Source organism: Microcoleus sp. LAD1_D3, from assembly GCF_036702135.1.
In the GTDB taxonomy this organism is placed as follows: domain Bacteria; phylum Cyanobacteriota; class Cyanobacteriia; order Cyanobacteriales; family Microcoleaceae; genus Microcoleus.
In genome coordinates this window covers 1-19,438 of the sequence record NZ_JAUBSB010000052.1, presented here as the reverse complement: position 1 = coordinate 19,438, position 19,438 = coordinate 1, and the positions used below count along the sequence as shown (strand labels likewise).

Annotated in this window: 15 protein-coding genes; 7 read left to right on the top strand and 8 right to left on the bottom strand. The window is 47.7% G+C overall.

The window, feature by feature from the left end:
- Positions 1-67: 67 nt before the first annotated feature.
- Together QUA74_RS23000 and QUA74_RS22995 are read right to left on the bottom strand one after the other, a co-directional pair.
- Positions 68-2,941: a zinc-dependent metalloprotease gene (locus tag QUA74_RS23000; RefSeq protein ID WP_445302169.1), complete on the bottom strand. Its 2,874-nt coding sequence runs from the start codon at positions 2,939-2,941 to the stop codon at positions 68-70.
- 106 nt (positions 2,942-3,047) lie between these two features.
- Positions 3,048-6,572 (bottom strand): hypothetical protein, encoded by a 3,525-nt coding sequence (locus tag QUA74_RS22995; protein WP_333333816.1) that lies wholly within the window; start codon positions 6,570-6,572, stop codon positions 3,048-3,050.
- 617 nt (positions 6,573-7,189) lie between these two features.
- Between QUA74_RS22995 and QUA74_RS22990 the strand changes: the two genes are divergently transcribed.
- The 7 genes from QUA74_RS22990 to QUA74_RS22960 all read left to right on the top strand — a co-directional run bounded on the left by QUA74_RS22990 (position 7,190) and on the right by QUA74_RS22960 (position 14,042).
- The gene (locus tag QUA74_RS22990) at positions 7,190-7,432 is read left to right on the top strand and encodes a hypothetical protein (RefSeq protein WP_333184518.1); all 243 of its coding nucleotides are present in this window, start codon (positions 7,190-7,192) and stop codon (positions 7,430-7,432) included.
- Between the two features lie 423 nt (positions 7,433-7,855).
- The gene (gene ppc / locus QUA74_RS22985) at positions 7,856-10,981 is read left to right on the top strand and encodes a phosphoenolpyruvate carboxylase (RefSeq protein ID WP_333333814.1); all 3,126 of its coding nucleotides are present in this window, start codon (positions 7,856-7,858) and stop codon (positions 10,979-10,981) included.
- A 138-nt stretch (positions 10,982-11,119) separates the two neighbouring features.
- Positions 11,120-12,256, top strand: coding sequence for a phosphodiester glycosidase family protein (locus tag QUA74_RS22980; protein ID WP_333333812.1), 1,137 nt, complete (start codon positions 11,120-11,122; stop codon positions 12,254-12,256).
- Between the two features lie 46 nt (positions 12,257-12,302).
- Positions 12,303-12,863, top strand: a complete 561-nt coding sequence (locus tag QUA74_RS22975; protein ID WP_333333810.1) for a Uma2 family endonuclease — start codon at positions 12,303-12,305, stop codon at positions 12,861-12,863.
- A 138-nt stretch (positions 12,864-13,001) separates the two neighbouring features.
- Positions 13,002-13,226: a hypothetical protein gene (locus tag QUA74_RS22970; protein ID WP_333333808.1), complete on the top strand. Its 225-nt coding sequence runs from the start codon at positions 13,002-13,004 to the stop codon at positions 13,224-13,226.
- A complete protein-coding gene (locus tag QUA74_RS22965) occupies positions 13,213-13,638 on the top strand; it encodes a hypothetical protein (protein WP_333333806.1) in 426 nt (141 codons plus the stop codon). Before QUA74_RS22970 ends, QUA74_RS22965 begins: the two co-directional genes overlap by 14 nt.
- An 89-nt stretch (positions 13,639-13,727) precedes the next feature.
- Positions 13,728-14,042: a hypothetical protein gene (locus tag QUA74_RS22960; RefSeq protein ID WP_333333804.1), complete on the top strand. Its 315-nt coding sequence runs from the start codon at positions 13,728-13,730 to the stop codon at positions 14,040-14,042.
- 213 nt (positions 14,043-14,255) lie between these two features.
- Here the strand turns inward: QUA74_RS22960 and QUA74_RS22955 are convergent, their stop codons facing one another.
- The 6 genes from QUA74_RS22955 to QUA74_RS22930 form a co-directional block, all read right to left on the bottom strand.
- Positions 14,256-14,822, bottom strand: a complete 567-nt coding sequence (locus tag QUA74_RS22955; RefSeq protein WP_333333802.1) for a diheme cytochrome C — start codon at positions 14,820-14,822, stop codon at positions 14,256-14,258.
- 20 nt (positions 14,823-14,842) lie between these two features.
- Positions 14,843-15,751 carry an MBL fold metallo-hydrolase gene (locus QUA74_RS22950; protein ID WP_333333800.1) on the bottom strand — a complete coding sequence of 303 codons (909 nt, stop codon included), beginning with the start codon at positions 15,749-15,751 and terminating at the stop codon, positions 14,843-14,845.
- Between the two features lie 515 nt (positions 15,752-16,266).
- Positions 16,267-16,779 (bottom strand): inorganic diphosphatase, encoded by a 513-nt coding sequence (locus QUA74_RS22945; RefSeq protein ID WP_006634582.1) that lies wholly within the window; start codon positions 16,777-16,779, stop codon positions 16,267-16,269.
- Positions 16,780-16,845: 66 nt separating this feature from the next.
- Positions 16,846-17,034, bottom strand: a complete 189-nt coding sequence (locus QUA74_RS22940) for a hypothetical protein (RefSeq protein WP_333333798.1) — start codon at positions 17,032-17,034, stop codon at positions 16,846-16,848.
- A 2-nt stretch (positions 17,035-17,036) separates the two neighbouring features.
- Positions 17,037-18,419: a serine/threonine-protein kinase gene (locus QUA74_RS22935; protein ID WP_333333796.1), complete on the bottom strand. Its 1,383-nt coding sequence runs from the start codon at positions 18,417-18,419 to the stop codon at positions 17,037-17,039.
- 168 nt (positions 18,420-18,587) lie between these two features.
- On the bottom strand, positions 18,588-19,316 hold the full coding sequence (locus QUA74_RS22930; protein WP_333333794.1) for a hypothetical protein: 729 nt from the start codon (positions 19,314-19,316) through the stop codon (positions 18,588-18,590).
- Positions 19,317-19,438: the final 122 nt, after the last annotated feature.

Here is a 19,438-nt window from a genome sequence, read left to right as displayed (position 1 = left end):
TTACCATGCACCTACAACGAACCGGACTTACAGCGGTTCCCGCTGTTATGAGGTACAAATCCCAAGATTAATTTGACTGAATTTGCGAATTCAAAACCTTAGAAATTCGATCGCGCGTTTCCTCCAAATGAGCCCGCGTATAAGCATCAGCATTCCGATCCAAATTCCGAATACTCTTGCTCAAACCCTCCCGCAACTGCCGCAACTCGTACCAAGCCAAACTCCGCGCATCCTCTGGAACATTCGTTTTTCGCAGCACCATTCCGATCAAAATCGCCAAATGTTCCCGCTGCAAAGAACGCCGAAAAGTTGAAATTTGCATCTTCTTTTCGGGCTGCAAAACCTCTTGCCAGATATCCTTTTGCACAGTATTCAACACTTCCGGCAACCTCAAAGCAGTTTCCGGCGCTGATTTTAACTCGGCATCCCGCAGCCTCGCCAAGCGCATCGGAGATAGCAAAACCCGCAACACAAACCGCTGCAAAAAAGTAATTCGATCGCCGATCGGGTAATCTAGAGGAAACACCAAAGCCGGACTTCCCCAGTGCTCCCAGCGCGAGGGCGCCAATTTGTTGAGCAACTCCGGGGCAAAACTAAACGCATCCGGCGCAAAAACGTACTTTTCTAATGTTGCTAAAGCTTCTCGCTGCTGAGAAAGTTCGATCGGCACAAACGGCAACTTCGCATTAGTATCTCCAGGGCGAATCCGGCTAAACGACTGTCCCCCTACATACAAAGTCGCATTCATCACCTGGTTGACATAATACCCGAACACCGAATCAAACATCACCCGCAGTTCGTTATAACCGTCTTCCCCAACCGGAATTCGCTTTTCCAAACGCTTCCACATCGCCCTCGCATTATCCAATTGCCATTGCGAATACCTCAGCATATTGGCGCTGAGATCGAAGGTATTTGCAGCGGGATCGAGAATATCAACAGAATCCTCATCCGGCGCGTAAGATAATTGCTGTTGGGCAGCGCGGCTGGCAATTTGTTGCAGCGCTGGTAAGTCGCTGTTGGGGTTTACGCCGCCAATCACCTTGTAACCATACTCGATCGCCCAATCGTCATAAGGCCCTACAATCGTTGGATAATAGTCGCCCTGCACAGTTCCCTGCGGTGCCAAATTAATCGGCACATAATCCATCACCGACGCTACCAAACCTTGGGTGCGAGTTACCTGAGTATTGTTCAACTCCTCCGGTTGCAGCATCGTACTCCCGTGAAAATTGTGCCTCAAACCGAGAGTGTGACCGACTTCGTGGGCTGTCAAATATCGGATATATTCATTCACATAATTGTCAATTGCCGGACTGCTAGGCGCTGCATTTTCCAACAGATCCATCGACATTGCCCCCATCGCAAACTGGCGACTCGATTCCAACCCAAAACACATATCCGAACTCGACATCAACCGCGATAAAGGATCTCGCTTTTGCTCTTGATATCTTTCTACCAAAGTCGGCAAATCATCAGCAATTCCACCTTGAGCATTTTCGCCGCTGCTTTTTCCTAAATCCCCATTTTCTAGCACATTCAAATAGCGAGAATACATCCCAAACTGACAGGGATTGGTATTAGAACCGTTTCGCCCTTGAAAACTCTTAGATAGCGATCTATTTTGTTCCACCAAAGACCGATAACCCTGTTTGATTTCCCGGACAACATTAGCATCTAAAAGAATGTCAGCATCCAAAATTTCCCCCGTCAGCGGGTTAGTGCGAGAGGGCCCGATGCCGGCAAACTGAGGCTCAAAAGAACTCGACCAGCGGATAGTATTGTAGCGAACGTCAGCCGGATCCCATTTAGCATTGTCCGGCATTTGTTTGACCTGAATTGCCTCAGTAAAACCTGACTTTTCAAAAGCTTTGTTCCACTCCAAAACGCCCTCGCGAATTGCGTTTCGGTATTCGGGAGGCACATTATTTTCAATCCAAAAGACGATCGGCTGTACCGGAGGCGACATCGGCGCTGTCGGGATTTGCTTTTGCAAATGCCAGCGATTGATATAGCGCACAAAAGGCTCCCGGCTGCTCTTGTCAGAAAAGTCCTTATATGCTGTAAGAAAATAGCCCACTCGCTCGTCCGCCAGTCTGGGGCGATAGCCGTTATTTAGCGGCACTTCCGAGAAACTGTAGTGAATGCGGAGGTTAAAAGCCCGACTGTCAGGAACCGAAGGTAAATAGTTAACTTCACTGTCGTTATCGCTAGAAAAACCATAGACAGAAGCAATCTCCACATTCAGCGGAAACGCTTTAACATCTTTAAAAGAAGACTTGTCTGCATCGATCGAGTAAGAAGCGCCCAATATCATCGGCAAAATCGCTTTTACCCCTGGTAAATCCCGCTTTTCGCTCATCAGCAAATCGCCTAAATCGATCAGCAGAGTTTGTGTTTGCGGATGAATACTTTTGAGAGGCAAAGAATAGAGAATCGAGTCGCTAAATCCCCGTTCTACCGAACCTGCTTGCGGGTCGCCCGGACTTGTGCGAAAATTTATATTTGGTATCACAAACTGCACGTTATTTTGGACGCGCCGCAGTTGAAACAAGAAATCGCCGATCGGCATTCCGCTCAAAATGCCCGCTTCCCCCAAACCCGATGCCAATGTCACAAAGCACAGGAACTTTTTGTTTAGTTGTTGCGGTTTAATTTCCAGATATACTTTATCAGTTGCTTGATTGCGGTAAAGGGTAAATAGTCCCTCTAACTTTTGTGCCTCTTTAACCACCTCTTCAAAGGGTGCCAGAGTTGGCTGTTCGCTACTTTGTTCGTTGCTGGGCGGTCCAGAGGATAAAGCTAAGGGTAAAAAGAAACCTTTATACAAACTGAAACAGAAAAATGCTAAAGATAATATAAAAAATATCAAAGGCCAATTTTTTCTGGGACTTTTGATCTGTTTATTTTTGCTATTTTCAGGAAATATCAATTTTTTCATTTTCAGTATCCAGCCGCAGGAAAGAATAGTTTTGAGAGCGTCGCGCAGCAGTCGCAACGCTGGGTTCATTTAACTTCTAAAATAACTCACAACTCAAAAGTCAAAACTATTGTTTAGCAGGCCAGGGAATCATGGGATCTTGAGCCAACCGCTTAGAAACTTCAACAGCACCGTAACGGTTGAGGTGGCTGGGGTCGGAAAAAGATTCCCGCGCCTGGGGCCACAATAAACTATTATCTAGGAAAATTAGTCCGCTTTGAGCTGCTAATTCTTGCATATATTGCCGGAATTCTTGTTCGTAACCTGTCCGCACCGGGTCTAAATAATCTTCAGTCAGAGGCATATTCACAAACACGAGATTGATGTTGCGAACTTTGGTAAATTCGATCAGATTTTTGAGTGCTAGAGCTTGTTCCCCTATCAATTTAAAATTTTGATAGTCGGAGTCGTAATAACCAGATACTTTGGGGTGCTTCTGAAAGTAAGTATCGGGATTGAAGCGTATATCGATCGGCAAAAAGCCATTTGGTTGAAACTCGCTGACTGGTTTACTCCCAGCAGTGGGCTGAACGTTTTCAGTTGTTTGTTCACCCAGGGCTGCGGTTTGGGTGCTGTCGGTTGCCACAGGGGCTGAAGGATTAACGATGGAGCGCAAAAACCCTTTGAGTCGATCGCGATTTTTGTAAGTTGCAGAACCCTCCACCAACTTTTGACTCACCACTTGCTGAACATTAGCTTGAGCTTGTCCCAAATTGTTCACCACTTCAGAGGCAGTCGCCACCGGATTGTTGGCGCTTTCCTTCGATGTTTCGGATTCTAATTGATTGGTGCGGATCAGAAAACTACCCCGGCTCAATTGCCTGTAACCTTCCGAAGAAGCGATCGCACTAAAAGTCAAATCCGGCCGCCCGCTGTTGAGAGCCCTCGCCCCGTCAGCCAACACCAGCAATTTCGGCAGTTGTTGCGGCGGCAAAATCCGGCGGATGATCGAATCTACAACCTGGAGAGTAGCTCCATTAACCCCAAAATTGTAAGCCCTCAGCCCCGGGTAGCCCGAAGCTGCCAAAGCGGTTTCCAAAACCGCCGGGTCGATCCCCCGCAGCGCCCTCGAACTACCGACAATTAAAATATCCGGCGGTTTTTTGTGCAGGTGGATGTACTCTTGATAGCGCGCTATCTGGTCGTCAAGCTGCTCGCTCCTCAAAGTGGGGAACACCGGAGGAGCAGAAACATCAGCTACAGGAACGCTAGTATTTCCCGGTTTCGTAAACCCAGAGCCATTAAAAGCCTCTTGCTGGTTCGCTTCCGGCGACGGCTGCAACGGAATTCGAGGCAAATTCACCTCCCCAGAAGGGGGAACGGGGTTCGCAGTTTCGTTCGGAAGTCGGGCTGTAACGTCGCCCAAAGCCTTGGGAGCTGAATTTTGACAATTTGGACCCCTGCAAACTTCGGAGGCGCTAGGAGCTTGAGTGACCGCCACAGATTGCATAAATAGACCGAGGAGCCAATCGGTATTGAAAGTCAGCAGACAGCCAGCGATCGCCCAAATCAAAGCGATTCCCGCCGCGCGATCGGCTCTCACGCCACCGGGCGCAGCAGCATTCGTTGACAAACCATCGTTGGGAACAAACAAACCCGAAGCGACAAGCGGTTGCACCGCAGCTTGAACTAACTGCTCGCCCAGATTGTATCCGGGGAGTCTGATTTTGAAGCGGGGGCGCCAGGAGTTGGGCATCGGAGCATCGAACACCAAATTGTCGCCCAAACCCGAAAAACTCCCATCCTCCGCCGGCGCAAACTCCGGCACCGGTTCCTTTTCCAACACAGCCACTTGCGAGGGAACCGGTGCGGGTGCCGTCCTTGATTCCTCGTCCACAGCCGTTCTGAGGTCGATTGCGTAGCGCCACAGGGGCAGTTTCTGACCGGCGCGGCGTCCGTAGACTCGCACCCCTACCACTCCCGGAATTTGTAAGTGCCGCAAAAATTTCGCCACCGGCGGGCCTACCTTCGACTGAGAAGGGCAAGTCAGAGCTTCTGTCATGACGTGCAGCACGTTAGCTTTTTGCAGCACGACAGCCCGAATCCCTCCTGTTTCCAGCTTGCGTCTGAGATTGGGGTTGAGCAACCTGTTCAATAAAAAAGTCAGAGCCAATTGGTCGCCCTCGATCGCCAGCGTTCTAGCGTTTGCAGCCAAGTCGGGGTGGTGGGCAGCAGGCAAGTCCACCCAGTCTATCCACACGGGGGACTCCGGCGCCGCTTGAGAGTCCTTGGCTGGTTCTACGCCGTAGATAGTAGCTGCGCGGATGCCTTGGGGCGCAAAGGAGGCTAACAAAGGGGCGATCGTGTCGGTGGTTTGGTGCTTATCCGGGTATTCTTGCCGTTTAGGCTTTTGTCCTTTTTTGGCAGTTTTGCTGCAAAACAGGTGGAGGGTTGCTTCTTTGAGGGTAGCCCGCACTTCGACTCTTGATGCAGCCAAGTGTTGATTTAGCAGTTTGGCGATCGACTGTACGTCTCCCCACCTGGCCCATTCCTTGAGAATTTTGTCCGGCGAAGTCAAATCCACTCGCAGCAGCCAGTCCGGCTTCGCTTCGCCGCTGACTTGGCTGGCGATCACGGCTTCCCGGAAATCCTCTAGTTGCAGTTTCCGTAGCCTGCCGGCGATGGGTTCGGCCAGCAATGAGGGGTCGGGGCTGTAAGCTGACTCGCACAGCACCAGCAGTCGGCGTTCTTTGGCCTTGATATTTTCCGGCCCGTTCAGTGGCAGGGTTTCTCGGCTGCTTTTGAGTTCTTTTTCGCGAATGCTTACTTTCACCGAAACTCCCATCGGCCCGAGGATTTCGCTGAGATAGCTGGCGATCGCATCTGGATGGCCCCGGCGCGCCAACGTTTCAGGCGAAACCGTCAATGTTCCATCGCGATCGCCCTCGCCTGAGTCAGCTTCGGGGGATTGAATCAAAGCCACCGCGCCACGGTTCGCTTTCTGCTGCGGGGGAACGGCGGAACCGACAACTTCCCGCGTCGCAGCAGCCGAAGTGTCGATCGTCACGGGGGAAGTTTCAAAAACTTCTGGGTATTCAATGCGGGAGGCGATGGGCAGACTTTCGGCGTCAAAATCCAGTTCTTCCCTTACTTGTGGCGGGTGAGCCGATGTTTCTACCTGTTTTGGTGTCTGTTTGAGTTTGTGGTTGTCATTCTTAAATTTGCCGAAAAATCCGCCTCTTTTAGGGCTGGCTGGCGGTTCGTCGGGGGAACTCGCTGGCGGCGGCACTTGGGCAACTTTTGGTTCCGGTTGCTGTGGCTGTGGCTGTGGCTGTCGCTGGGGACTGCTGCAATCGAGCCGGACTGTCCAGTCATTTTGTCGTGAACCGATTTTGCGGCCGCACAGAAACAACTGGTAAATTTTAGGTCGATCGGGCAGCAGTCGCGTTAAATCAGTTTGTTCGAGGGCGTTGGTAAATCTCGCCGTCACCAATTCTTGAGACGGACACTGCGCTGCTTCGCACAAAATGTGCAGGTGATTTCCCCGCAAACGCGCTTGTACTTGAACTTCGGGAAGCCCTAAAGCTTCTTGCGCCCACTGCGACGCGCTCGATCGATTGTCTGCCAATATGCTCCCGTTCGCATTCAACATGAAACTCTAAATTTTGCCAAAGCTGGTTTTGTTTTCTAGAAATAGCACAGTTACAAATTTTACCGACAATTATTTTATTTGCCGAGCCTAACCGTTTTGTCTGGTTTAAGCCATGCTGGACTTAGTGTCTGGCCTTGTATCCCCTCGGCTTCGAGCCGTTGGGGAATATTTTTTTGATAATACCTCGACATTTTGGCACAGATAAGTCCAAATTAAGCCAAGCAACAAATTATTCGTCATTAGTCATATCGTTTCTGTTTGCATCCGAATAATAATTAGATTTCTCTCATAATTCTTGTGGAACAGGCATCCTGCCTGTTCAAGACTGGCTTTTCGGGAAATGTCTATTATTTTCCGACTGTAGTGCTGTGGTTTCGCTGAGCTACGCGGAGAGAGTCGCACGCTCGATAGCATTCGGGGAGCATCCCGATTTTATACAAACCGTTTTTTCCGAGTGCGAGCTTAATATCTCGCGACAAGATATTTATAGACTTGGCTACGCCGGGACGATCGGTTGCAGCATATCATTCGGATGTCACTCGATTTGATATCAGAAGTCATTAGTCAGAAGGCAGCAGTCAAGATGATTATTTGCCTTGTAAACTGGGGATTATGGATTGACACAGGAGGAATTTATGCCGTCGGAAAACCAAGACTTGCTCAAAAATCAAACCCCTGAGAGTCCAAAGTTGCCAGTTCCCTCAGACATTTTATTGAGCTTGGTCGCTTTACCTATGCTGGGTGGGTTGGTGGTGGCTAAAGCTGCTGCTGAGTTTGTTGCGTCGATCGGCGTTGAAAGCGAAGAAGTCTTTCGGGGTTCGCGCCTTCCCGTGCTCAACTTTCCTCAATCACAGGATTAGAAAGCCCAAGGAAGGATGCTGCAGCTAGAAGTTATTTTTTTTGACCCCGCCCAAAAACGGATACGGTGCCACGTACTCCTGTCGGGGAGAGAGAAAAATTTTCGACCCGAGTTCAACTTCCCAGATTCATCTTGGGAGTAAATCTAAAATTGTTCGACTGAGGGCGACTCGACGCTCGCGATCGCCGAACGTCGAGTCGCCGATCGTCTAAAATCTAAAATCGCCAGTCAACTGATATAAAAGCTTGACAATAGGTACAATCTGTGGTCTAAGAATTAATCTTTCCTTATACTTTGTACATAACTGCCTTCTACTTTCTACGTTGCAATAAGTTGTCTCAAATTTGACTGCAAACAAAAGTGTTTTAGGCGAAACTAAACCATACAATTTTCTTGACACCCGCAGCTATTGAGGAACAGCCCGATGAGTTCAGTCCTCCAGTCTTCAGAACAGGCTATTGATGCAACATCTATTTCCCATTCTCCCGCTTACTCAAAATCAGACCTGTTTCTGCGAAATCGCCTCAAAGTAGTAGAGGACTTGTGGGAATCGGTGCTGCGACAGGAGTGCGGGCAGGAATTGGTGGATTTGCTCCAACAAATGCGATCGGTCAATTCCGCCGAGGGACAAGCCACTCACTTTCGCGAGTCGAATGTCGTACAGCTAATCGAAAAGCTCGACCTCAACGCCGCCATCCGCGCAGCTAGGGCTTTTGCACTGTATTTTCAGTTGATCAACATTGTCGAACAGCACTACGAACAGCGAGACCAACAGCTAGCTTACGCTAGTAGCAACGATGCTGGTGGGCGGATGTTTTCTAAGCTGCCAGGACAAGCAACGGATGCCCCCGATCGCCCGCGGCACAGGGAAGGCCCAGGCCCCGCCCAAACGGTTCTGAGCAATGCAGACAGCAGCGAGACGATCGCCCGAGATGCCGGCACTTTTCACCAACTGTTCCCGATGCTGCTGCGCTTGAACGTGCCAAGCCAGCAAATCCAGCGGTTGATCGATCAGTTAGATATCCGCTTGGTATTCACCGCTCACCCGACAGAGATTGTCCGCCACACGATCCGCACCAAACAGCGACGAATGGCGAAGATTCTCCAACAGCTAGACCAAGTTGACGAGAAATTTCAGGTGCTTGGGGCCGACTCTCAAAGCCCCTACCCGGTGTCTTGCTGGGCAGCGGCGGCTCTCCAAGAGCAACTGATGGAAGAAATTCGCCTCTGGTGGCGCACGGACGAACTGCACCAATTCAAGCCGACTGTGCTTGACGAGGTGGAATACACTCTCCACTACTTCGATGAAGTGCTGTTTGATGCGATTCCCGAACTCTACCACCGCTTAAAGCAAGCGCTCCACGCTTCTTATCCTTATCTGAAACCGCCGAGTTACAATTTTTGCAAGTTCGGTTCTTGGGTGGGATCGGACAGGGACGGCAACCCTTCTGTGACTCCGAAAGTTACTTGGCAAACAGCTTGTTATCAGCGCCATTTGGTGCTGTGTAAGTACATCAACGCCGTGAAACGCCTCAATGAACTGTTGAGTTTGTCGCTGCACTGGAGCGACGTGCTGCCGGAATTGCTGGAATCTCTCGATCGCGACAAATCGGAATTCCCGGAGGTTTACGAGCAGTGGGCGATTCGCTATCGGCAGGAACCTTATCGGCTAAAGCTGGCTTACGTACTCCAGCGACTGGAAAATACGCGCGATCGCAATTGGCGGCTCTACAAAGGAGACGAGTTGCAGCGGGAACGCGAAGCTTTGTCAGAACATCCCGGAATGACGGGCCTTTATAGATCGGGTACTGAGTTTTTAGCCGAGCTGCAGCTCATCGAGCGCAATTTAGTCGAAACAGGTTTGAGCTGTCGGGACTTGGAAAATCTGCTCTGCCAAGTAGAAATTTACGGGTTTAATTTGGCTTATCTAGATATCCGCCAAGAGTCAACTGTACACTCTGACGCTTTGAGCGAAATTGCTGAATACTTGCAAATTTTGCCCAAGTCTTACAATCAAATGTCGGAAGGCGATCGAGTTATTTGGCTGGCAACAGAACTGCAAACTCGCCGCCCTTTAATTCCAGCAGAATTGCCGTTTTCTCCCAAAACTTGCGAGACGATCAATACCTTCCGAATATTGCGGCAAATGCAGCAGGAGTTTGGCCAGGAAATTTGCCAAACTTACGTCATTAGCATGAGCCACGATGTCAGCGATTTACTGGCAGTTTTGCTGTTAGCAAAAGAAGCCGGACTTTACGATCCGGCGACAGGAATTAGCAGCATTCAAGTAGTTCCCCTGTTTGAAACGGTGGAAGATTTGAAAAAAGCGCCGGAAGTAATGCAAAAAATCTTTGATTTGCCGCTTTATCGAGCTTTGCTAATAGGAGGATACGCGCAGGAACTAGCGGAAAAAAGCCAAGAAAATATCCAAGGTCCAATCGAAACTCTCAAATTGCAAGAGGTAATGCTGGGCTATTCGGACAGCAATAAAGATTCGGGTTTCCTCAGCAGCAATTGGGAAATCCACAAAGCTCAAAAGGCTTTGCAAGTGGTTGCGGAAAAATACAATGTAGAGTTGCGGATTTTTCACGGCCGAGGCGGTTCTGTAGGGCGCGGCGGCGGGCCTGCTTACAAGGCAATTTTGGCTCAGCCTGGAAAGAGTATTAGCGGGCGAATTAAAATTACCGAACAAGGCGAGGTTTTGGCTTCTAAATATTCTTTGCCGGAGTTGGCGCTTTACAATTTGGAAACAGTGGCGGCGGCGGTAATTCAAGCTAGTTTGCTGCACACTGGTTTCGATGGCATCGACCCTTGGAATGAGATTATGGAGGAGTTGTCGGCGAAATCGCGATCGCACTACCGCCATTTAATCTACGAACAGCCGGATTTAGTCGATTTCTTCCACCAAGTTACCCCGATTCAAGAAATCAGCCAGTTGCAAATTAGTTCTCGCCCAGCCCGTCGCGGTGGCAAAAAAGACATCAGCGGTTTGCGAGCAATTCCGTGGGTGTTTAGCTGGACTCAAAGCCGCTTTTTGCTGCCTTCTTGGTACGGTGTCGGCACAGCTTTGCAAGAGTTTTTGGTGGAGGAACCAGAAGAACACATGAAACTTTTGCAGTATTTCTACTTGAAATGGCCATTTTTTAGAATGGTAATTTCTAAGGTGGAAATGACTTTATCTAAGGTGGATTTGCAGATTGCAGAACACTACGTGCAGGAGTTAGCTTTGCCGGCTGACAAGGAGCGTTTTAAGGCTTTATTCGATCAAATTGCGACCGAATTTCACTTAATTCGCGCTTTGGTTTTAAGTATTACCGGACACCAACGTTTGTTAGACGAAGATCCATCGCTGCAGCGATCGGTGCAGTTGCGAAATGCCACGATTGTGCCTTTGGGTTTGTTGCAGGTTTCGCTGCTGAAACGCTTGCGGCAGCACGGTAGTGGCGGGGTTCCAGGGGTGATTCACTCGCGTTACAGCAAGGGTGAATTGTTGCGCGGAGCTCTGCTGACGATTAATGGTATTGCTGCGGGGATGCGGAATACCGGCTAGGCAAATAGTTTTGAGTTGTGATTTAGTGGTGAGGTGCGTGCTTACGCACCCTGCTACTGGTAGTTTCAGAATTCGCGCGATCGCCCATTGTAGTCACAGCCATAGAAAACTGTTCGCTATCCTAGCTGAGATTTTTTTATGTCTAAACGCAAACAGTCTGAAGGTTGTCGCCCGATGCTGCGGCGCACTTTTTTATTTTTAACGGGCATAGCTTTGGCGCGGGTTGTGGCTGACTATTTTGCGATCGCCCAAAACCGAGATAGTTTCTTGACTCTCGTGGGTCAAGTCTGGCAAAAGTCACTCGCTTTTTTATCAAGTATACAATCAAATCAAACTCCTCAACCTCTCCCTAGCAATCCCGTTGTAAAATCGCCAAAAACCAATCAACCTCTGCCGAGTAATCCTATTGTAAAAGCGCCAGAAAATTCTCCTGCTGTGCAGCCGTCTCCACCTCAAATTATCAGACGTTCTGCTAAGCAAGCAAAACCCCTACAACTCAGCCGCCAAAATGTAGCTGGCGCCAGCTTTTATCTCACAACTATTGACCTTGCAGACCCCGAAATTTATCTCACAATTGGGTTAGCTAATAATGCAGATTTTGCAAATACTTCTAAAGTAACGCGGGGCGACGAACCTTTTGAAAATATGGTGTCGCGTTACCGGGCTGCTGTTGTTGCTAACGGGACTTTTTTTGGTAAAGATGAGCAGAAATCTGTGCTGGGAAATATGGTGGCGGCGGGTAAGTTTCTGAAATATAGCCGATGGGAAAATTACGGCACGACTTTGGGGATTAAAGCGGGAAATCAATTGGAAATGGTGACGGCTAGAACTGAAGGTAAGCCGGATTGGAGTCAATATTGGTTTTCTCTGACTTGTGGGCCGAGATTGGTTAAAGGGGGGAAAGTTTGGCTGTCTCCTTTGTCGGAAGGTTTTAAAGATGCTGGTGTTTTGGGCGTGGGTTCGAGAACGGCGATCGGCTTTCCCGCTTCGAGAGATAAGTTATTTTTGGTGACTTTTTTTGACAGTTTGTCTTTGGAAGCAGAAGCTAAAGTTATGCGGGCGATCGGCTGTTTTGAAGCGATGAATTTGGACGGGGGCGCTTCGGTGGGTTTGGCTCATCAAGGGCAGATTTTATTGCCACCGGGACGGAATTTGACGAATGTCCTGGTGGTTTACGATCGCGAATATCCGGCGCCGGCTGAGTTAAAGCAGTCTTGGGAACGCTTTCAAAAGGGATTTCGACCAACGCCGTACAAATCAGTATTTTTTGAGTGAATTCGCAATTGCTATAATATGAAGTAAGCTTTTGCAGGCAAAGATTATGACAGCAACAAAAGAAAAAATCTGGACAGTCGAAGAATATCACCAGATGATTGAAGCTGGTATTCTCAATGAGGATGATAACATTGAACTCCTAGATGGGAGAATTGTTGAAATGAGTCCTCAAACACCGCTCCATGCTGGTACAACCCAGCGATCGTCCGATTATATCAAACAACTACTTGCCGGACAAGCTCACGTTCGGATGCAGTTGCCAATTACCTTAGCGACTTCGGAACCAGAACCAGATATAGCAGTTGTTCGTATCGATCCGGGTGCTTATCGCGACCATCACCCAAACCCTAGCGAAATATTGCTGTTAATTGAAGTTTCTTACGCGACATTACAAATTGACCGCCGGGAAAAAGCCCCGATTTATTCTAGAGCAAATATCCCTGAATATTGGATTTTAGATGTAGCGACCCGCGAGGCATATATTTATCGGAATCCTGCACCGGGAGGCTATCAATGTGAGATAGTTGTTGCGGATAATGCTGCGATTAGAATGCTAGCTTTTCCTGAGATTGAAATTAGTTTTTCCGAACTGTTTTTGCCTGTTTAGTTTGTGTTTGAGCTTTAACCGCAGATGGGAGCAGATCGGCGCCGATGAAGGCAGATAAAGACTTAGAACCAAGATGTTTTGGAGTGGTTTAAATTTGAAGGTCGTGGTAAGATGGCAATATGAATTCAATGGGGTTTTATGTCAAATATTGAATTATTAGACCAACTTCGGCAGTTATCCCCTGCTGAAAAATTTCAAATGATGCAGTTTTTAATGGCTGAATTGGCGAAAGAAGAAATCTTAAAGCCATTGGATAATGGCGCGGCTTATCGTTTTTGGTCGCCTTATGACTATGGTGATGCTGCTCAGAAATTAATGAGTTTATTAGAACAAGAAGAAACAAAAGACAATGCGAAATGCTAAACGGTTTCCTTTTATCGAACGAAGGAATCCAGCAGGAGAAACTAATGTTTTTCCCTGTGTACCCATAACTTTAAGCTATCGGGATTGTATTTCGGAGACTTTGGGTTTGTTGGATACGGGATCGAGTCTTAATGTTTTACCGTACCATGTTGGTTTAGCGTTGGGAGCTGTTTGGGAGGAGCAAACGCTTTCAATTCCGTTAGCAGGTAATCTTGCGCCAGTGGAAGCAAGGGGTTTAGCTGTGGTGGGACAAATTAGCGATTTTCCACCTGTTCGTTTGGCTTTTGCTTGGGCTAAATCTAACGATCCGCCTATTATTTTAGGCCAGTTAAACTTTTTTATGGAGTTTGATGTCTGTTTTTATCGTTCACAGTTGGCGTTTGAAGTGTGTCCTAAATTTAGGGATAGTTGAGATTATGAATCTGATAAAATGGTGGGTTGCAGCATAGATATGGGAAAATCTTAATTTTTGTGAGTCGAGATTGACAGGATACAAAATATGTGGTAATTTACGGAAAGAAATATACAATTATCATAAAAATTATCGAGATGAAAGACGAGTTGATAGCTGGAATCACTGCACCTGGTGTTGGTGGTTCGTCATTGGCTGGTTCAATTACAATTGCCACCATACCTATAGCCACTACTGCAACAGTGCCTGCTGCTGGTCTCGCAGGTTTGTTGGGCTTGACAACGACAGCAACAACTATTGTGAGTGCTCCAGTGACTCTCCCAGTTGCTGGAATTGTGGCAGTAGGGGCACTTTTAACCTATGGAGGTTATAAAGCTTATAATTTTGTCAGTAAGCATCCGTAACCGTTTTGTTGAGTACAGCAACTACGCATCTATATGTCTGTCATTCTGAGTCGTTCACTACGCTCTGCAAGTAAACTCCGCTCAGAATGACATAATTACAATGACTTTCCGTGGGCCTAAAATCTCTTCATCCGCCTTAGCGCGATACACCCACAACTTAATCAGCCCGCATAACGCCCCTACTCAAGAGTTTGTGGATAAGTCCTGCATTCCCTACGGAGAGTTTTCCCACTCGGCGGTAAGCTTGCGGAAATTGTATTTAGATGCGCCGGGGTGACAAGTAACGCAACTGCTGATATTTGCGGGTTGTGACATTTTGACTTTGGGGTGCAGTGCTTTGAAATAGCGAGAACTGGCGACTCGGTAGGCTAGTTCTTCGTCTTTGGCTTGGGGACGGGAAAAAGTTTGCAGGTAGTTCCAGACTAGCAGGCGGGGCGGGTCTACTAGCAGTTTGATGGTTTGTCCGTAGTGTTGGGAATCTTGCAGCAAGCGGCGCCAAGTTTCTGTAGGTAATACTTGTGGCGGTAAACCGATGTGACAGGTGGCGCAGTTTTCTAGGTACAGTTGCTGTCCGAGTTGGTAGGGTTCGGGGATACGATCGACAGTACCAGTATCCTCGATCGCAGAAACCTGAGCAAGTCGCGCCGGAGTGCGAGAGTAGGCAGTCTGAGCTGCAACCCATCCGCCACAGGTACAGCAGATAATTATCAACACTAGCAACGTTGAGTAAAGCCCCCGCAAGCCTACTCTGCGACGTTTGCGGGGTTTTTGTTGTTTCATAATTCTGAATTTATTTTTGGTTAAATCACTGGTATGCTCATGCCTTCGCGGGCTAAGCAGGCATTGGCGAACGCTGCCTGCACCTCTGCTTCGACTCCATCAAGAAAATTGTCGTCGTGGCCTGGATCGTGGTGAAACATCACGATTTTTTTGACTCCGGCAGCTTTCGCTATTTCTACTCCTGCTTGCCAAGTCGAGTGTCCCCAACCGACTTTCGGGGTTTTGAAGTTGTAATACTCTTCGTTGGTGTAGTTGGCGTCGTAAATCAGCACGTCGGCGTCGCGAGCTAGGTGTACCACGTTGTCGTCGAGGCGATCGGGAAAATGTTCTGTATCGGTGCAGTAGACGGCTGTATGTCCTTCCCAGGTGACTCGATATCCGATCGCCGTATTAGGATGGTTTAGCAGTGCCGTTTCTATTTTCACATCGTCGAGTTCGAGAATATCCCCAGGCGTCAAATCGTTGAATTTGAGGTCTGACTGCATCACTTGGATGGGGACGGGAAAATTGGGGTGCAGCATTTGGTCGGCAAGACGCTGTTTGATGGTAGTGCCGTTGGGGGCGATCGCACCGTAAATGTGAAAGCAGTTCCCTGGGATAAAGGCAGGAGTAAAGAACGGAAACCCTTGAATGTGATCCCAGTGAGTATGACTAAAAAACATATGGGCTTCCACCGGCATTTGCCGCAGCAGATTGAGGCCCAGAACTCGCAGACCCGTACCGCCGTCAAAGATTAGGCGTTTTTTGCCCAAGCGCATTTCTACACAGGAGGTGTTGCCTCCGTAGCGCAGTGTTTTGGTGCCGGGGGTGGCGATGCTGCCCCGCACACCCCAAAACTGAATGACAAACTCGGTCAAAGGACTATTTTCCATAGTGGCTTTGCGATCGGAAGGCTGTGTATTGGGTAGAGAGGGTGCGGAATCTGGCATTTTTTTTAGCTTTGAGGGCAGGAATTTGGGAGTTGAAATCTTAGTTTTTAGTTTTTACTTTTTAGCAATCTGTACTATAATCAAGCGCTTGAGCAGGAAACCATCCGAATCCCGAATACTTGGGCTATTAGAATTTTCAAGCTTACGGGTTGGTGTAGGAGATGTCACGCTTGAGAGATTATTTTTTGTACCCTGCGGGCTGCCCGGCTTGTTCTGTGTTCTGAGATTAAGATAGCGCCGAACCAGAGTGTTCGGGTAAAATTTCCTCAAACGTAGAACACATTCCCCAGCGGTAGAATTTGCGCTTCATCTTACTCTAGGAGGAGTATTTTTTTCAAGATTGGGGTCGGCAGGGTTTTGAGGAATGCTGTTCCGGTGACTCGGCATTCACGACTGATTTGACCTTCTAGCCGCCACCCGTTCCTCGACTGCATCCCTAGACCTGCAGCGGTCGCCTTAAGTTGGGCCTCCTGAGTTTTTAGTCGGGTTGCAGTCGAGGAGTGCGGGTTAGGGGCTTATTTGCGATCGGCTGCGATGCACTTTTCCACTAAGGGCATGACTTGATCAACATCTTGCCAACCCAGAATTTCCGTGACTTTTTTCTCCAAATTTTTGTAGGTTCTAAAAAATTCGGCTATTTCGTCCAAGCGATGGGGGGCTACGTCTTTGAGGGACTTATAGTGAGCGTAGCGCGGGTCTTTGTCGGGAACGCACAAAAGTTTTTCGTCCCTGTCTCCTCCATCGATCATTTCTAGCATTCCGATCGGACGGGCTGCGATAATGCACCCTGGAAATGTGGGCTCATCCATCATCACCATGCCGTCGAGGGGGTCGCCATCATCGGCTAAGGTATTGGGTATGAAGCCGTAGTCGCACGGATATTGGACTGAGGAAGAAAGCACCCGATCAAGAGCAAAGGCTTGTAAGTCTTTATCAAATTCGTACTTGTTTTTGCTACCGGCGGTAATTTCGATGAGGACGTTGAGCAGTCCTGGTTTCGGCTGTGCCGGAATTAGCGATAAGTCCACAACAATATCTCCAAGTTAACAGATGATTGGGATGAGTGCTACTTGCCAAATCCCTTTGATAGCATTTTACGGGCGATCGGGCTTTTCGGCTGCATGAGATTGAGAGAAAGCGGGGGAGTGCGATCTGTGTTGCACCATTTGAGGATGATGCTGGTGGAGTGTCCCACCTGCTGGGAAAATACACCGGAGGGGCGGGACGCATCCCACAGTTTGAGAGGGGAATGCTTTGTTTTTGTCCTGGGGAGATATTTTCATATCTACCATGTAGTCATTCCACCGTCTTTCAAAGTTCTTTTAATTTTCAATCCCAACCACTGGCTAAGTTCTGTCGCTAACCACTCGATTTCTGCTTCGCTTAATTTCTGCTTCACTCCCAGTCTATATTTTTGGTTGCCGGCTTTAACAATCACCTCAGAAAGGTTGGCTCCAATTTTTTCAATTTTCAAATAAGAAATGTCCTGTCTGGCGGCTGGGTCCAAATGATTCCATCTCAACCCCAGTAGATAGCTGGTACAGGAGATTTGCTGGCGATCGATTCTGAGACGCAATTTCCGAAATAGTGCAAACAGAAACATTACTGCTACCGCAACTGATAAACTTTCTGCTATCATCACAAGAATTAGCAGATTTATCTCTGAATTAATGAATGGCTTATTATAATCAAAATTACCCCATAATATGGCTGTTGCAGCAACCGCAGTAGAAAACAGAGCAATTAAACCAAAACCAACTCCTGGCGGCGGAAATATAATTTCGATAAACTCCGAATTTTTTGTCAATTTAATATCGCTGCCTTGCGGCTGCAAGGCTATAGATTTTTTGTCGATAGAACTGGGATTTTTGAGACATCGCAATGCTTCCTCAGCCGAAGATAACCGTTTGGATAAACTCGGTTCCGTCATCCACTCCAGCCAATCAACTAAATTAGGATTGAGATGCGTGATGCGATCGGCAAATTGAATTTTTAAATCCTGCTGCGCCAGTTCCGTGGGATGCAAACCTGTTACCAAATAAATTAAAGTTGAACCTAAACCATAAAGGTCAGAAGCCGGAACCGAGCGCCCGCCAAATTGTTCCGGCGCCATATATCCGTAAGTTCCCACTACTGTAATTGTGCCGCCAAACTTTGCAGCTTGGTTCTGCACCGAGCCGAAATCAACTAAATAAACTTGTCCGACCGAGTGACCGGATCTGCTGTGCAGTAAAATATTGCTGGGTTTAATATCGCGATGAATAACAGGCGGTTCTTGTTCGTGCAAATAAATCAAAATTTCTAACAGCGATTTAGCTAATTCTTTCACCTCGCTTTCGCTAAAAGTACGTCCAGCTTTTAAATGGTCTTCCAAAGTTTTTCCCTCTACATAAGTCTGTATCAGGGCAAATCCTTTACTGTCTGGTTCGTCAATTTCCAGGTAGTCGAGGTAGCGAGGAATTGCTGGATGATCGAGTTCTTTTAAAGTTTCCGCTTCCCGTTCAAATAGCTTGAGGTCTTGCCATTCAAAATCGTTACCAAGGAATAGCTGTTTGATGACAACTAATTCTTGAGTTTGCAAATCACGAGCCAGCAGCGTTTGGCGACCTGTTTGTTTTCCCAGTTGCCCCTGCACTTCATAGCGTTCTGCTAATACTTTCGCAATCATATTTTTTTACCTTAATGTTAACTTGAGTGCAAGCCAAAATTATGTACGTTGGTTTGAGGTCACGAAACTCAACTTTTCATTTAAAATAAAGTTTTGGGTTTCGCTTTTTCATTTAAAATAAAATTTTGGGTTTCGCTATCGCTCTACCCAACCTACTTTATATAAATTTTAGAGTCCACTTTTTCTTTGATACCAGCGGGCAAAATACTTGCTACTTTCCCCCATTGATAGTCCTGCAATTAGCGACGGTGCAAGCACCAAAATATAATAACTTGAACTTGAGTAATACGGCAGCGAAGTCTTCGGAAGGAAGTCGAGGCTTACCAAAGTACAGAGTACGATACTAATTCCATTTAAAACCTGTCGGTGAAGTTTGGGATTAGTTAGGGGGAAAAAACACAATCGGGTCACAATTGCTACGATTATTCCGTTCCCCAACCCCAGCAGCAAGCCGAGAAAAATGCCCAGGATTCCTTGGACAATTATCGTCATCAGTGCCGAAAAGAAAAAGGTGCTGTAAATTGCTGCACAAGCTCCTACAGCTAGAGATCCTGTCCCAATGCTGCGCCCGATCGCATTCCAGAACAAGCTAAAGGTATTCACGGTTTTTCCCTGTTTCAATGGTAGGGAATATTTATTTATTGTCTGTGGTTTTTCGAGAACTTCTTTTGCGATTTGGACTAAGGCGGGACGGCGTTCTAAACTGGGATGCGTCATCCACTTCAGCCAATTGGTAAAACCGGGACTTAATTTGGTGAATTGCTCGAATTCGAGCTGCAAATCTTGCTGCGGTAAATCGGCTGGATGCTGTTTGGTAATTAAGGCGATTAATGTTGCTCCCAAGCCGTATAAGTCGGAAGCGGGAACCGCTCTCCCGCCAAATTGTTCGGGCGGCATATAGCCATAAGTTCCGACAACGGTGACTGTTTTTCCTTGTTGGGTTGCTAGTACAGCATGGCGGAAATAAAGTACCTATTTTATGGGAGACTGGGGCTAAGTGAGATAAATTGCACTCAGAA